Origin of the sequence: Pedobacter cryotolerans (assembly GCF_005116475.1) — a bacterium.
GTDB lineage: Bacteria > Bacteroidota > Bacteroidia > Sphingobacteriales > Sphingobacteriaceae > Pedobacter > Pedobacter cryotolerans.
Window position 1 is genome coordinate 351,942 of the sequence record NZ_SWBO01000002.1, and the last position, 16,648, is coordinate 368,589.

Annotated in this window: 13 protein-coding genes and 1 tRNA gene; 8 read left to right on the forward strand and 6 right to left on the reverse strand. The window is 34.0% G+C overall.

The window, feature by feature from the left end; translation table 11 throughout:
- The first annotated feature begins 22 nt into the window (after positions 1–22).
- Together FA045_RS04585 and FA045_RS04590 are read left to right on the forward strand one after the other, a co-directional pair.
- Positions 23–110, forward strand: a tRNA-Ser gene (locus tag FA045_RS04585).
- Positions 111–219: 109 nt separating this feature from the next.
- Positions 220–2,247: a tetratricopeptide repeat-containing sensor histidine kinase gene (locus FA045_RS04590; RefSeq protein ID WP_136874931.1), complete on the forward strand. Its 2,028-nt coding sequence runs from the start codon at positions 220–222 to the stop codon at positions 2,245–2,247.
- Positions 2,248–2,252: 5 nt separating this feature from the next.
- Here FA045_RS04590 and FA045_RS04595 read toward each other — a convergent pair whose 3' ends face one another.
- From FA045_RS04595 to rhaT, 5 genes are all read right to left on the reverse strand, one after another.
- Complete coding sequence (locus tag FA045_RS04595) at positions 2,253–3,284, reverse strand: GntR family transcriptional regulator (protein WP_136874933.1); 1,032 nt, start codon at positions 3,282–3,284, stop codon at positions 2,253–2,255.
- 54 nt (positions 3,285–3,338) lie between these two features.
- Entirely contained in the window at positions 3,339–4,718 is a 1,380-nt protein-coding gene (locus FA045_RS04600; RefSeq protein ID WP_136874935.1) for an FGGY-family carbohydrate kinase, read from the reverse strand.
- A gap of 9 nt (positions 4,719–4,727) precedes the next feature.
- Positions 4,728–6,011 carry a sugar isomerase gene (locus tag FA045_RS04605; RefSeq protein ID WP_136874937.1) on the reverse strand — a complete coding sequence of 428 codons (1,284 nt, stop codon included), beginning with the start codon at positions 6,009–6,011 and terminating at the stop codon, positions 4,728–4,730.
- A 297-nt stretch (positions 6,012–6,308) separates the two neighbouring features.
- Entirely contained in the window at positions 6,309–8,429 is a 2,121-nt protein-coding gene (locus FA045_RS04610; RefSeq protein ID WP_136874939.1) for a bifunctional aldolase/short-chain dehydrogenase, read from the reverse strand.
- A gap of 19 nt (positions 8,430–8,448) precedes the next feature.
- A complete protein-coding gene (gene rhaT / locus FA045_RS04615; RefSeq protein ID WP_136874941.1) occupies positions 8,449–9,543 on the reverse strand; it encodes an L-rhamnose/proton symporter RhaT in 1,095 nt (364 codons plus the stop codon).
- Between the two features lie 227 nt (positions 9,544–9,770).
- Between rhaT and FA045_RS04620 the strand changes: the two genes are divergently transcribed.
- The 6 genes from FA045_RS04620 (at position 9,771) to FA045_RS04645 (ending at position 15,666) form a co-directional block, all read left to right on the forward strand.
- Positions 9,771–10,529: an ROK family protein gene (locus tag FA045_RS04620; RefSeq protein ID WP_136874943.1), complete on the forward strand. Its 759-nt coding sequence runs from the start codon at positions 9,771–9,773 to the stop codon at positions 10,527–10,529.
- Complete coding sequence (locus tag FA045_RS04625) at positions 10,529–11,137, forward strand: HAD-IA family hydrolase (protein ID WP_136874945.1); 609 nt, start codon at positions 10,529–10,531, stop codon at positions 11,135–11,137. The genes FA045_RS04620 and FA045_RS04625 overlap by 1 nt, the downstream gene beginning before the upstream one ends.
- A 1-nt stretch (position 11,138) precedes the next feature.
- Positions 11,139–12,560 (forward strand): NADP-dependent phosphogluconate dehydrogenase, encoded by a 1,422-nt coding sequence (gene gndA, locus FA045_RS04630; protein WP_136874947.1) that lies wholly within the window; start codon positions 11,139–11,141, stop codon positions 12,558–12,560.
- A gap of 60 nt (positions 12,561–12,620) precedes the next feature.
- On the forward strand, positions 12,621–14,135 hold the full coding sequence (zwf, locus tag FA045_RS04635) for a glucose-6-phosphate dehydrogenase (RefSeq protein ID WP_136874949.1): 1,515 nt from the start codon (positions 12,621–12,623) through the stop codon (positions 14,133–14,135).
- 69 nt (positions 14,136–14,204) lie between these two features.
- Entirely contained in the window at positions 14,205–14,927 is a 723-nt protein-coding gene (pgl, locus tag FA045_RS04640) for a 6-phosphogluconolactonase (protein ID WP_136874951.1), read from the forward strand.
- A 130-nt stretch (positions 14,928–15,057) separates the two neighbouring features.
- The gene (locus FA045_RS04645) at positions 15,058–15,666 is read left to right on the forward strand and encodes an alpha-ketoglutarate-dependent dioxygenase AlkB family protein (protein WP_136874953.1); all 609 of its coding nucleotides are present in this window, start codon (positions 15,058–15,060) and stop codon (positions 15,664–15,666) included.
- Between the two features lie 99 nt (positions 15,667–15,765).
- Here the strand turns inward: FA045_RS04645 and FA045_RS04650 are convergent, their stop codons facing one another.
- The gene (locus FA045_RS04650) at positions 15,766–16,647 is read right to left on the reverse strand and encodes a Ppx/GppA phosphatase family protein (protein ID WP_136874955.1); all 882 of its coding nucleotides are present in this window, start codon (positions 16,645–16,647) and stop codon (positions 15,766–15,768) included.
- Position 16,648 lies beyond the last annotated feature (1 nt).

Below are 16,648 nucleotides of genomic sequence, written 5' to 3' on the forward strand. Positions count from 1 at the left end.
TCAGAGTTCGTACTTTTGTCGCGGAGAGCTGGCAGAGTGGTCGAATGCGGCAGTCTTGAAAACTGTTGACTGTTATAGGTCCGGGGGTTCGAATCCCTCGCTCTCCGCCACTCAAAAAAATGCTACTAATTAGATATTAGTAGCATTTTTTATTTAATTATTTCTTTATAATTAAATCATTTAAAAAATCATTAACTTTCAATATTATTATCCCTGTTAATGAAGCTTAATTTAAATCTTCTAGCTATTTTCTGCTGTATTTTTTTGTTTTCATGTAATTCTGAAAGCGATGATAAAAAACACGCAGCATATATTGACAGTATTAAAAGCATAGCAGACCCAAAACTTCGTATTAATTTCGATAAAGGTTCAAAATATTACGATTCGGCTTACCGTGCTTATCCTAATTTAAAAGAACATGATGTTTTTAAAAAAGAATTTTTAATGGCATCTGTTAAATTACTTACTTACGACAGTCCTGATAGCGCACTAATGTTTATCAATAGTGCAATTGATCATTTAGATCAAAATAAATATCAAATCGATTTGATGAGAGCTTACATGCTAAAGGCAAATATTTTAATGGCTCAAGAAAATTATGGAGAAGCTTTTAATTATTTTTTCTTAGCAAAAACAATCTCTGAAAAAGAAAAAGCGGATTATAAGCAAAGAGCATGGTTAAGTGTAAGCCTAGCAAATATATTATTCAATCAGAAAAAGTATAATGAGGCTATAAAATATTATACCAACGCTTATCAACTTTATAGCAAAATTGAAACCAATAAGATTACTGAACGCCATGTTCCTTTACAGCAAAATTTAAATAATATTGCTTTAAGCTACGAAAGAATTAATAAAATTGATAGTGCAGAAAAATGGTATAAAAAAGCTATTAAGCTAATTGATGATGCTAATTTTCCAAATGATGAAAAAATTCTAACCAGGTTTAAATCGATAGTTTTAGGAAATCTTGGGTTTGTATACTATAAAAAGGGAGAATATGCACTTGCCGAAAAAACCCTTAAACAAAGTTTAGCGCTAAACAAATACGAAAAAGAAGATGAGTTTTTTACAAAAATAAAATTAGCTACACTTTACGCCAAGCAAAATAGAAATACAGAAATTGAAAGTTTGATTAAACAGGTTGAGACAGATAAACGCTTTAACCGTAAATCTTTTCACGAAGGAAGAAAAAGACTGTATGAACTTGCTTATAACCATTTTGAAAGAGTTGATAATTTAACTCGTGCCTATGGATACTATAAAAGGTTTCACTATATTAAAGACTCTCTAGATATTGCTAGTAGCCTATTGGCAAATAAAGATATCAATAGAGAATTCCTAAAGTTGTCTCAAAAAGTTGAAATTGAATCGCTAAAGAAAAAGCATGAACTAAAATCTCTTTATTTAGTTTTAACTGTAAGCCTTACCTTTCTCTCATTATTAAGCATATTTTTAATTCTTAGAAATATGAAAATCAACAAAGTGCACATTAAAAAACTAACTATTTTAAATGCTAAAATAAGTGGGCATAATGAAATGATGCAAAAAACTTTAGAAGCTTTAGAACAAAGTCAAGAAGAAAATACTAGGATTATGCAAGTTGTTGCTCATGATATGCGAACACCAATTGCAGGTGTTATTGGGCTAACATCATTAATGTTAGAAGAAGGTGATTTAAATGAAGAGCAACGCGAAATTATTACCATGATAAACACCTCTGGTGGTGATACGCTAAACTTTATTAATGATTTATTACAAGTACAATACGGCAAAAGCAATTTAATAAAAGAACCTGTTGCGTTACATACATTATTAAAATATTGCATTACTTTATTAGATAGCAAAGCAAAAGAAAAACAACAGCAAATTAAAATTATAAGTACCCCTATTACTTTAAAAATAAATAGAGAAAAAATTTGGCGAGTAATGAGCAATCTTATTTCTAACGCAATAAAATTTAGTGCTAAAGGAACAGAAATTAACGTAATTATGGAAGAGAAACCCTCAAGCGCATTAATTAAAATTAAAGATAATGGCATAGGTATACCAGCAAACATAGCTGATAAATTATTTACCATGAATGCTGAAATACAACGTGATGGCACAAGTGGAGAGAAAAGCTTCGGACTTGGGTTATCTATTTGCAAACAAATTGTAGAAGCTCATAATGGTTCAATCTGGTTTGAAAGTATACCAGGAAATGGCACAACTTTTTACGTCGAACTTCCTTTAACCGAAAATTAAGCTTGTTAAAGTGACTTTCTTAGTGTTAAATAAAATGGAATTTGTAGCTTGTCTGTTTTATTTTCTGTAATTAGTTCTGCTGCTTTTTTACCCAATTCATTAAAATCTGTAGAAATGGTGGTAATACCATTTAAAATAAATCGCTTTAATGGAGTTTCATTGTAGGAGATAATACCAACATCTTTTCCAATTATCAAATCTAAGGCAATTAAACGTTCAATTAAAATCACCAAATCATCTTCCATTAAATTGATGTAAACTTCACCTGCATTAATTTCTTCGGTTTTGATGTTGTGAATCACTTTGTGATTAAATGCATATTGCTGGCAAAAGCGATAAAAACCAGTTAATATTTCTTGCGGAAAATAACTGTCTTTCGGAAAGATGATTTTAAGTGTATCGTAATTCGCTAATCTCTCTAAAGCCTGCTCCAAAGCATTATAAATATCTTGTGTAAAATTTTCATAAGCAGCAGCATAATCCCCTGTTATGCCAGGCAAAAGCTTATCTAAAACAATCAACTTTTCTTTTGGTATGGTATTGATAATTTCATGTGCATTTTCGCCACCATCATTAAAATGAGGAATAATTACAAAATGGCTATAATCATCCTTTTTATTAATCAGGATTTTCTTGAATAATGCAAAATCATTATTGTAGATATAAAAATCAATCATCGCTTGCTCGCCAATTGATTTTACAAACGAATCGTAAATGATTTTTTTGTGTGTACTTAATTTATTGAAAAGCAAACAAATTTTAAGTTTACGAGCAAAATCTACATTTACAATAAAAAAACCCTTACCAGGAACTGATTCTACAACTCCCAATTTACGCAAATGTCGATACCCCTTTTCTGCGGTATCCCTAGAAATCTCTAACTTAAAGCTAAGCTCATTTATTGATGGCAGAAGACTATTTTTTTTTAATTTACCACTAGATATAGCCGATAAAATAGCATTTGTAAGTTGCTTATACTTAGGAGTTGATGAATATTCATCAACAACAATATGTGCTATTAAATCTTTAGGTTTCAATATAATTAATTATTAACAATGATGAAGATAGGATTTTTTTACTGAAATTAATCTTTACACTGTACGCTGTATTGCCGAAAAATACTTTAACTCGATAATATCTGTTGGCACAGGATTATTATTCCAAGCATCGTTAATTGCTAAAGCAGTACCTATTGCAGTTGCCTGTGATACCGATGAGGCATAAACTTCTATTTGTGGTAATGAAATAGCCAATAAATGCATATAAATTGCATTTTTTCCAAAACCTCCATCCACAAAAATTCGTGTTACACCAGTATTTAAGATTAATTTTAAGGAATAAACTTGCTGTTTTACTAAGTCGTAAATTAATTGATGATATGCTTCTTCAGCAGTTTTAAACATGGATAAATCACGATTTGCAAAAGCTGATACTGCTGTAAACGCTTTAACAGACTCTGCATTTTCTGGTACTTTAGCGGCTAATTTTAAAAACAAACCCGCATTAAATTTTAAATGTTTGAATATATAAGCGGCTCTATCAAAATAATCGGCAATTCGCTTTAATTGCTGTTCATGTTCATTGCCAGCAAAAATTCTAGATGCTTTTACAGCTTTGCCTTTAAAATGCATGTAACACAAACAATCTTGCTTTAGTTCTGCTTGTGTTAAAGGTTCTTGATTATACGGATTTAAAGCAATACACCAAGTACCAGTAGACAACAATACAAAAGGCGTGTTAAAGTTCTCGAGATAAGGAATTAGCGCTGCCGAACTATCATGTAAACCTACACCAACTTTATATTTTTTACCTTCATAGTCAATATCCAAACTAGTATCTGCGGCTGTAAACTCACCTAATTTTTCAATCAAACCCTCTTCTTTTACCCAATGGTGATAATCATTTTTATTAAAATCCCACAGTTGAGTATGACAGCCAATACTGGTAATATCTGCCAATGCCTTACCTGTAATTAAAAAACTTAAGTATTGTGGCAAATGAAGTGCGTATTTAACCTTAGCAAAAATTGCCGGATTTTCTTTTTTTAATCGATAAAGCTGCAAGCCAGAATTTAAACTCCCTAAAATTGGCGAAGCGGTTTCTTGTGCAATTTTATCTTCTCCACCATATTTAGCATAAAACTCTTTACTCAGCTCTGCTGGATATGCCTTTAAATAATTATAAAGTGGTGTTAAAGGCTTTCCATTTGCATCTAAATAAACAAAACTTGCTCCGTAAGTAGAAAAGTTAATTGCTTTAATTTCAAACTCCTCCATCTTTTGTACTTGATGTAATGAATCATAAACCGAAGAAATTAAACTTTCTAAGTTTTCGCAAGGCTCGCCATCTTCATCTAAAGTTTCAACAAATTTTGCAGATCTTTCGTAAACAATTTTATATTCTTCGTCAATTAAGAACAATTTTTTATTGGTTTTTCCAACATCAAATATGGCAATTACAGGTTTTGGCATAGCAAACAATTATAATCCTGTAGCTACAGTATTAGATCCACGTTGTGTTATTAATGTTTTTCTGCAAGCTAAATCTCTGTATAAGTTTAATGGCGCTAATGCTGCCCCAGCTCTCAATCTGGCTTCTGCAACAATAGCTCTTAAATCGCTTCGAAAAGTGTGTTGTAAAATTTCCTGACAAGCAACCACGTCATTGTTTTCTTGAGCTTTTACCAAAGCTTTTCTATCAACCAATAAAGCTTGTGCGTAAGCAATCATAATCGCTTCTATAGATTGCAATAAATCTTCTAAAGGATCTTTCACATTGTGAGATGCATCAATCATCCAGCCCAAACCTGTTGCATGATCCATTCCTTTTGCATCCATACCTTCAACCAATTCATTAAAAATTAAAAATAATTGATAAGGTTTGATACTTCCAGTAGTTAAATCATCATCTCCATATTTCGAATCGTTGAAGTGGAAACCACCCAATTTTCCTTCCATCAATAACAATGAAACGATCTGTTCGATGTTCGCATTTGGCAAGTGGTGACCTAAATCTACCAATGTATAAGCTTGTTTACCTAATTTATTAGCGTAAAGTAACGATTGACCCCAATCTCCAACAGTTGTTGAATAAAAATTAGGCTCGAAAGCTTTGTACTCTACAAACATTTTCCAATTTGCTGGCAAGGCCGAATAAATTTCTTGCAAACTGCTCAAGGTGTTTTCAAAAGCTGTTCTAAAGTTTAATTGACCCGGAAAACATGATCCATCTGCCAACCAAACCGTTAATGATTCTGAACCTAAAGCAACACCTTGTTTAATTACTTCGATATTGTGCTCAATTGCCTGTTTACGTACCGCTTTGTTTACATGTTGCAACGAACCAAATTTATAACTTACGGGCGCACCTGGCTGATCTTGAAAAGTATTTGAGTTCACTGCATCGAATTTTAAACCGTAACCCGCGGCTAAACTTTTAATCTGCTCATGATTTTGTGGAATATCCCAAGGAATGTGTAAAGAAATTGCACCACTTGAGTTGTTTAGTGCATGTAATAACCCTACATCCTCTATCTTTTGTTCCAAATTAGTTGGTTCTCCACCAGCTGTTGCAAAACGGCCAAAACGTGTTCCGCCGGTACCTAAAGCCCAACTTGGTATCGCTATTTGAAAATCTACCAATTTTTTAATCACAGATTCTAAATCGATGTGCGACCATTCGCTTTTTAAGTAATTTAGTTTTTGTTGGTGCTTGCTTATTAGCGTATCGTTATGTTGTGCTATTTGGTTTTTCTCGATGTTCATGAGTATTTGGTTAGGTTTTTAAAAAATATCGTCATTTCGACAAAGCGCAGCGACGAGAAATCTGTTCATTTTAATACCTTGTCAAACTTTTAGCAGCCTTTTCTGTAGTTTAACAAAGTTAAAATAGTTAAGCAATAAACTTTGTCAAACCAAAAGCAAGGTGTTTTAAAGGTTTGACAAAGTAACACCGTCATTTCGACAGAGCGCAGCGACGAGAAATCTGTTTATTTTACCGCTAGTCTGTGGCATAAGTTACAGATTTCTCCTCGTACCTCGTTCGAAATGACGGATTACATATTATCTTGCAAACGCCATGGCAACTCCACCATCAACATTTAGCATATTACCAGTTGATTTACTTAACAAGCCACCAACAAAGGCGAAACAGGCATTTGCAATATCATCTGGCAAAATAATTTGATTAAGCAAGGTACGTTTTGCATAATAAGCAGGCAACTCTGCAACGGTAACTCCGTAGGCTTTTGCTCTACCTTCGGCCCAACCGCCAGCCCAAATATTGCTATCGCTAATTACCGCATCAGGGTTTACAACGTTAACACGAATATTATCTGCACCAAGTTCTGCGGCATTTAATCTACTCAAATGCAACTGAGCAGCTTTTGCACTACCATAGCCAGCATTATTTGGACCGCTTACTAATGCGTTTTTACTTACAATGTTAATGATATCTCCACCAATTTCTTGCTTTTTCATGGTTGCTGCTGCAGCTTGCGTAATAAAGAATTGGCCTTTTACCAAAACATCGTATAACAAATCCCAATCTTTTTCGCCATGATCGGCAATGGTTTTAGAGATTGATAAACCTGCATTATTAATCACAATGTCTATCCCTCCAAAAGCTAATGCAGCACTATCAAATGCCGAGTTAATATCAGTAGCGCTTGTAACATCTAAAATAGCAGTGCTATAAGCATCTTTACCATATAATTTTTTAAACTCCTCTCCTGCTTCAGCTAAACGCTCAGCATTCATGTCGTTTAATATCACTACACCACCTTCGGCAACAAACTTTTTAGCAATTGCTTTACCAATACCACCTGCACTACCTGTAATTAAGGCAATTTTACCTGTTAATGGTTTAGGTTTAGGCATTCGTTGTAATTTTGCTTCTTCTAACAACCAATATTCAATGTTAAATGCTTCTTGGTGCGGTAATGAAGTGTATTCAGAAATTGCTTCAGCACCTTTCATTACATTAATTGCATTGATGTAAAACTCTGACGCCACCCTTGCCGTTTGTTTATCTTTAGAAAAAGTAAACATTCCGATACCAGGATATAAAATTACCACCGGATTTGCATCGCGAATTGCCGGACTATTCTCATGCTTGCAAGCTTCGTAATATTCGGTATACATTTGTCGGTAAGCTTCAAAAGCTGGTGTTAATTTTTCTTTTAAAGCAGCAACATCTGTTAAATCGGCATCAATTGCCAAGTCTAAAACCAAAGGTGAAATTTTGGTACGCAGGAAATGATCTGGACAACTAGTACCCATTGGTGCTAAACGACTTAAATCGTTTGAATTAATGAATTCCAGTACCCTTGTATCATCAGTAAAATGACCAATCATGTGTTGTTTAGATGAACATAAGCCTCGTAAAACTGGCGCTAAAGCAGCTGCTTGTTTCTTACGTAAATCTTCAGCTGCACTTTCTAATTTTTGTCCGCCAAAAACAGGACCTTTTTTAGCATAATTTGCGTTTAGATATTCAGAGCAAATCTCAATCACATCTAACGTATTTAAATAACTTTCGTAAGCGGTATTGCCCCAAGTAAATAAACCATGTGAACCTAACATTATCCCCCTAATACCCGGATTTTCATCTAAGCATTTCTTTAAAGATAAACCTAGTTCAAAACCAGGTTTCTTCCACTCAACCCAGCCAATTGTACCACCAAACAACTCTTGTGTAATTTTCTTTCCATCTTTAGCTGCCGCGATGGCAATAGCCGCATCTGGATGCAAATGATCGATGTGAGCAAACGGCAAAAAGCCATGCAGCGGTGTATCAATTGATGGTGCTTTAGAGCTTAAATCGTAAATGCAATGGTTAAATAACTCCACCATTTCATCCTCATGCTCAACACCACGGTAAATATTTTTTAAACTTCTTAATCTATCAACATAAAGTGCAGCTAATCCATTTTTTTTCAAAGTTCCTAAATCTCCACCAGAACCTTTAACCCACATTACTTCAGTTTCTGAACCAGTTAATGGATCTTTCTCCATTAATTTACACGAAGTATTTCCTCCACCATAATTGGTTAAACGTAAATCAGCCCCTAATAAATTTGAACGATAAATTAATAAGGCGACTTCATCTCCAGCTAATTTGGCAGCCTCTGCATCATCCCACAAGTAACTAACGTATTTATAACTCTTTGTATCGATTGACATTTGTATCTATTTTAATTTTTTAAACTTTAATTGAATTTCCGTACCCTACAATAAGTACAGATAATATGATGGTTGCAATACCGATAATAATTGTTCTGAGCGTGGCTTTCGAAACACCTTTCCATTCGTTTAGCACCAAACCCCAAACATTGGCAATTAATATAATAAACGCCATGTGTAAAATCCAAGAGCTTGCACCATTGCCCATTTTACTCTCGCCCATACCATAAAAGAAGAACTGTAAAAACCAAGTTGTTCCGGCAAATGCCGAAAAAATATAATTTTTTAGCAAAGGTGTTTTTGCATTGGTATAATCGCCAAATGTTTTGTTTCTGGCATTTAAAATCATGCACCAAATGAAATTAGTTGTTAAACCACCCCACAAAACAATTACATAAGTTACATTATTAGAGAAAAGAAAGTTTCCAGTTTCTGTCGGATTTAAGGTTTTCCAAGCTGCATTTGCTACATCAGCCATTGGTTTACCTGCCTCTATACCGAAATTAAAACAAGCACTTAACACTCCAGAAACTATACCAACAAATAGCCCTAAGCCAAATTTGTATTCAGTTTTAATTACCTCGCCATGCGGATCTTTAGCGTCTAATTTCAATTGTTTTTCCTTCATCATTCCGGCTTTGCCGCAAATCACAATACCAATTACACAAACAATTAAGCCTAAAAGTACCATTCGGCCCCAATCGGTAGTTAAAAACATAGTGAAAGTATCTTTACCTTCTTTAGGGTATACATCAAAATAAATGGAAGGCAAGATGGAACCTAAAACCATGCAAAGCCCTAAAATAATTGAACTACCTAAAGATACGCCCAAATACCGAACACCTAAACCGTATGTTAAACCGCCAATACCCCATAAAACACCAAAAAAATAGGTTAAGGTTAAAATGCTACCAGTTGTAGTTGCAATAATATCTGCAAAATTTGGTATGGTTAAAAAAGCTGCCAAAGGCGGAACAATTAGCCAAGAAAAAATACCTCCTACTATCCAATAACTTTCCCAAGCCCAACCTTTTACTTTTTTGTAAGGAATATAAAAACTACCAGAAGCAAAACCACCGATAAAATGAAAGATAACGCCTAAAAATGCTTGCATACAGTATATATTTGGTTCACTAAAATAGAAATTGCTTGAAAAATAACTGTTATGAACTGTTATGCAATAAATATAACAATTGTATCAGCGGCTTTTTACCAACACAAAAATGCCTTTGTTGAAAATTAACAACAATTAATTACATTAAAAATACCCTTAAGCCAACTTAATCCTTGTATTTTTGTTTAATTGATGAACATCATCATTCATCATAAAAAATAAAGCTTATGCCCGTAAAAACTAAGGTTCCACAAGGTGATATTTTATCAATCGATATTGGTGGCACTAACATAAAATCATGCTTATTAAGTCCGAAAGGCAAATTACTAACTGATTTTAAAAAAATACCTACACCAAAAAACTCAACTCCTGAAGAAGTATTAAAAGTGATTAAAAAGCTTTGTACCGATTTTAAAAAATTTGAAAAGGTTTCAATCGGTTTTCCGGGTTATGTAAAAAAGGGAATTGTACAAACTGCACCAAATTTAGCCGAAAACAAATGGTTAAATGTAGATTTAGCGCAGCAAGTTGCTGATATGTTTGGCAAACCCGTACGCTTAATTAACGATGCTGACCAGCAAGGTTTAGGTATTGTGAGTGGCAAAGGTTTCGAAATTGTTTTTACGCTTGGTACTGGCTTTGGTACTGCACTTTTGTTTGATGGCGAACTTTTGCCTCATTTAGAACTGGCACATTTACCAGTAAGTAAAACTGAAGATTTTGATGAATACATTGGAGATAGAGGTTTTCATAAAGTTGGTAAAAAGAAGTGGAATGAGCGTTTAAAGTATATTATTGAAATTTATAAAACCGTTTTTAATTACGATAAACTTTTCATTGGTGGAGGTAATTCTAATGAAATTAATTTCGATTTAGATAAAAACATCAAATTAGTATCTAATAAAGATGGTATAAAAGGTGGTGCCAAATTATGGCTTGCTAAAGAGAAATACCATGTCTTTACCACATATCCAAAGAAAAAATAATGAACAATATTAAACTACTTTTTTTAGATATTGGCGGCGTTTTATTGAGTGATGGTTGGAACCACGCCTCGAGATTAGAAGCCATACAAAAATTTGATTTAGACCCTATTCCATTTCAAAAAGATCACGCAACGGCATTTCCACTATTCGAAAACGGCAAATTAACATTAGATGAATACTTAGAATGTGTTGTATTTAATGTAAAAAGAGATTTCTCAAAAGCTGAATTTTCTGAATTTATGTTCTCGAGAACTAGCCAATTGCCAGATTTTTTACCTTGGTTAATTAATTGGAAGAAAGAAACGGGTATTAAAATCTTCTCCATCAATAACGAGGGAAAAGAGTTTAATGACTACAGAATTAAAACATTCGAATTGCATCGCGTTTTTGACGCATTTGTATCTTCTTGCGAGATTGGTTTTTCAAAACCCGATCCATCAATTTTTAAATTGGCACTCGGCATTGCGCAAGAAGAACCTCAAAACTGTCTTTATTTTGATGATAGAGCAATCCACGTTTCTATCGCTAAACACATCGGCTTAAATGCACACATTCACGAAAGTTTCGAAAAAAGTAAATCAATTTTAGAAAGTTTAAATAAACCATAAAATGAATAACGACAATAAAGCAAAATATGCCTTTGGCATGGTAGGTTTAGGTACCATGGGAAGAAATTTATTGCTAAATATGGCCGATAACGGTTTTGCAGTTACTGGTTATGATAAAAGTGAAAAAATGCTTCAATTTTTTGAAGAAGAAGGCAAAAAACATGACCTAAAAGGATTTGCCGACATTGAACAATTTGTGGGGAGTCTTCAATCGCCACGCACAATTATCCTTTTAGTTCCGGCTGGAGCAATAGTTGATAGTGTAATTTTAGAATTGCAACCACTTTTAGCCAAAGGCGATATCATTATTGATAGTGGAAATTCTCATTTTACAGATACAAGTAGAAGATATTTAGAATTAAAAGAAAAAGGCATACATTTCTTCGGAATGGGAATTTCTGGTGGCGAAGAAGGTGCTCGTTTTGGACCAAGCATGATGCCTGGTGGAGATAAAGAAGCTTATGCTGTTGTAAAAGATATGCTTGAAGCTGTTTCTGCCAAAGTAAATGGCGATCCATGTGTAACGTATATTGGAGCAGGAGCTTCAGGCCATTTCGTAAAAATGACACATAACGGTATCGAATACGCTATTATGCAGTTATTAGCCGAAGCTTATGATATCATGAAAAATGGGTTGGGTTATGATAATAATCAAATTCAACAGGTTTTCGAAAAGTGGAATAACGGTCGTTTAAAATCATTTTTGATGGAAATTACTAAAGATGTGTTTTTAGTAAAAGATGATAAAACTGATGCTTTTTTAATAGACGTAATTAAAGACGAAGCCAAATCTAAAGGTACAGGAAAATGGACGTCGCAGGTAGCAATGGATGTAGAAATGCCAATACCAACTATTGATGCAGCCGTTACTACCAGAAATTTATCTAAACTCAAAAATCTTAGGGTTGAGTTAAACGAAGCTTTTGGTGAAACAGAAAAAATTAAAGCTGATGCAGATTTTATTGAGGATTTAGAAGAAGCATTTTATTTTGCTATGGCAAACGCTTATGCACAAGGAATGCATTTGTTATGGAAAGCTTCGATTGATTTTGAATATGGTTTAAACATGGCAGAAATTGCCAAAATTTGGCGTGGAGGATGTATCATTAGAGCAGAATTTTTAGAAGATATTTATCAAGCTTATCAAAAACAACCTGATTTACAGCATCTTTTCTCTGATAAGAATGTACAGGCCAAAATTAAGAAAAGTTTAAAAGGGACTAGAAATGTGGTAACATCGGGAATAAATGCAGGTTTGGGCATCCCTTGCTTTACAGCTGCTTTAACTTATTTCGATACTTTAAAAACGGGAAGAATGGCCTCTAATTTAACGCAAGCTCAAAGAGATTTCTTTGGTGCGCATACTTTTGAGCGTATAGATAGTGAAGGAATTTTTCATGCCGATTGGAATAAAAATTTATAATTTATAATATACCCTATTACACTGAGCTTAGCTCAACAAATGAATACAAATTCATAAATCATGAAAAAAAAGAGTAATCTTCATCCTACTATTTTTGTAATTTTTGGCGGTACAGGCGACTTAAACAAAAGAAAACTAGCACCAGCTTTATATAACTTATATACAGAAGGTTATATGCCAGAAAAATATTCAATTATTGGTACGGGAAGAACTTCGTTTACGGATAAAAAATACCAAGAAGAAATTTTAAATAGTGTTAACCAATTCTCTAGAAACGGAAAAGTAAAAAAAGAACAATGGGCTGAATTTGAACCTAATGTACATTATTGCTCTGTTGATATTAGTGAAGAAAAAACATTCGAGAACCTAAAAAAAGAGATAGAAAAATACCAAAAAGAATTTGAAGAGAAAACACAAGTTGTCTTCTATTTAGCAGTAGCGCCAAATTTTTTCCCTTTAATTGCCGAGTGTCTTAAAAAATACAAGCTTACTGAAGATGAAGACAATTGCCGTATTGTTATCGAAAAACCTTTTGGGCATGATTTAGAAACTGCAAAAGAGCTTAATCAGTTATTGAGTAGAATTTTTACTGAGAAACAAATCTATCGTATCGATCATTATTTAGGTAAAGAAACCGTACAAAACATGATGGCCTTCCGCTTTGCGAACTCTTTATTTGAGCCATTGTGGAATAGAAACCACATCGAACATGTGCAAATTTCGGTTACAGAACAGTTAGGCGTTGGCGATAGAGGTGGTTATTATGAAGGTGCTGGAGCATTGAGAGATATGATCCAAAATCACCTATTGCAATTGTTATGTTTGGTTGGCATGGAAACTCCAATAAACTACGATGCAGATGAAATTAGACATCGGAAAGTTGAGGTTTTAAAGGCAATGCGTCCTTTTAAGCCAGAAGAAATAAGTACTAATGCCGTTCGTGGACAATATAGTAAAGGTTGGGTTGAAGGCAAAGAAGTACCAAGCTACCGTACAGAAAAAGGAGTAGATAAAAACTCTAATACTGAGACTTTTGCGGCAGTTAAATTTTTTATAGACAATTGGCGCTGGCAAGGTGTTCCGTTCTACTTAAGAACAGGAAAAAGATTAAATCAAACCTCATCAATTATTACCATCCAATTTAAAGATGTGCCGCATCATATTTTCTCAGCTGGTGCTACGGAAACCTGGACACAAAATCGTTTAATCATCAGCATACAGCCAGAAATGAGTATTCGTTTGCAAGTTCAGGCCAAAAGACCTGGTTTAAAAATGGTGCTAAACCCTGTTGATATGGTTTTTGATTATAAAGGAACTTACGATACAGATACGCCAGAAGCCTATGAAACTTTGCTTTTAGATGTGATGAACGGCGACCAAACATTATTTATGCGAGGAGACCAAGTTGAGGCGGCATGGGAATTGGTAATGCCAATCATCAATACTTGGGAAAGTAAAAAATCATTAAACTTCCCTAATTACCCAGCAGATAGTTGGGGACCAGAAGAAGCCGAAGCTTTGATCGCTAGAGATGGTTTTCATTGGTTTACATTGCCATTAAAGGATAAAGAATAATTTTGTTAATAGTCCATGGCTAATGGTTTATTGGCCATGGACTATCAACTACTAACTATCAACAATAACATGAACTTACTCGTATATAAAACACTTGATGAACTCAATAAAGATTTAGCAGACTATATCATCAAAATAGCAGAAATGTCTATAGAAGAAGATGATAAATTTGATTTTGTGCTTACTGGCGGAAGTTCTCCTAAAGCTTTGTATCAATATTTAGCTACCGAGTGCCAACATCGAATTGATTGGGGAAAAGTTTATTTTTTCTTCGGTGATGAAAGAAATGTAGCTTCAACTGATGAAAATTACAATGGTTTAATGGCTAAAAAAACGCTATTAGATCCCTTGAATATTAAAGAAGATCATATTTTTTATGTAAACACTTCTTTAGCTCCAGAAGACGCGGCTGCTGATTATAAAAAAGCTTTAGATAAACACTTTAAAAATCAAGAAATTAACTTCGATTTGGTTTTATTGGGCATGGGCGATGATGCACACACAGCTTCAATTTTTCCGGGTACTGATTTGGTAGAGAATAATAAAGCTACAGTTGCTGCTGTTTATGTAGAAAAGTTAAACACGCATCGCATTAGCTTAACCGCACCATTAATTAACCAAGCAGATCATGTTGCATTTTTAGTTTTTGGCGAAAATAAAGCAGAAGCGATTAAACATGTAATTGGCGATGAAGAAAAAGATTTTAGCAAATATCCTTCGCAACTGATTAACCCTGTGGATGGAAAATTAACTTGGTTTACAGATGAGGCAACAACAAGTTTGCTAACATAATTATAAATTAGCTTTGTCGATTGATGTAGCAAACTTTATGAAATTGGTAGAGCTAAAAATTAAACTTTTTTTATTATCATCCATTACTAACATACAATATTGTTGTTTAGTAACAAAAGATTAAATTCCTTTGGATTTGTTCAACTCGGCTCCTTCTCAAAGTATCAATCTACTTCCATTTGATGGAAAGGTGAATTACTATGGAAAGCTTATGCCACAAGAATTAGCTAACGAATTTTATAATTGCCTCCTGAATAATATTGAATGGAAAAATGATGAGGCCGTAATTTTTGGCAAACACATTATTACCAAACGCAAAGTTGCTTGGTATGGAGATCAAGCATTTGAATATACCTACTCTAACATCACAAAAAGCGCACTACCTTGGACTAAAGAATTATTAGATTTAAAAGCTCTAGCAGAACAAAATTCTGGAGAAACTTATAACTCTTGTTTATTAAACCTTTACCATAACGGCGATGAAGGTATGGCATGGCATAGTGATGGAGAAAAAGACTTAAAAAAAAATGGTGCTATTGCCTCTTTAAGTTTTGGCGCAGAGCGAAAATTTGCCTTTAAACACAAGGAGACCAAGCAAACAGTATCCCTACTATTAGAAAATGGTAGTTTATTGATAATGAAAGATGAAACGCAAACTCATTGGCTGCATCGTTTACCTCCAACAAAGTTGATAAACAAGCCTAGAATAAATTTAACTTTTAGAACGATTATTAAATAGTTTTTTGAGCGTCATTGCCAGCTTGACTGGCAATCGCAATGCTATAAAAATGCTGTTCCTATTCGCTTTACGATTCCCGTTTTCACGGGAATGACGAAACTATCCCTCCAAATTCTCCTCAATCAATAAATTAATAATCCCATCAACCATTCCAACTTTTGGGACATAAATTTGCTTAATTCCTGTCCATTTCATTAAGGTTAAATAAATTTCGCAGGCCGGAATAATTACATCTGCCCTATCTTGGTTCAATTTCATTAAGGTGATACGCTCTTTTAAAGAATAAGAATTTAGCTCATTGTACATCGCATTTAGCTTTGCGAAATTTAATGGCATATCTTCTTTCTCGCCAGACATACGGAACAATTTATTGATATTTCCGCCAGTTCCAATCCCAGCTAAATGCTTTAAATCTTTGGTGTAAGTTTTAACCCAATCTCTCATTTCGTCCCAAGTTTCATCTTTATCTTGGTTATCTAAAATCCGGATGGTACCGATATTAAAAGATTTTGATGCTAAAGGTTGTTTATTTACAAAAACAGAAAGTTCTGTGCTACCGCCACCCACATCAATGTATAAATAACTTTTGTTGGCATCTAAATTTTGTTCAATATGGTTAGAGTAGATGATATTTGCCTCACGCTGCCCTTCAATTATTTCTAAATCAATATTGGCTAGCTTTTTCAGCTTTTTAATAATCTCTTTTCCATTCTCTGCTTCACGCATAGCGGATGTAGCGCAAGCCAAATAATGCGTAACCTGATAAACATCCATTAAATTTCTAAAGGCTGTCATGGTTTTCACCAAATCTTCTATCTTTTTTGGCGAAATTTTATGGTCTAAAAATGCATCATCTCCTAATCTTAAAGGCACACGAACCAAGGTGTTTTTCTTAAATCCGTAACCTTTATCGTTATGTGTAATGTCGGCAATTAATAATCGAACGGCGTTAGAGCCTACATCTATGGCAGCGTATCTCATC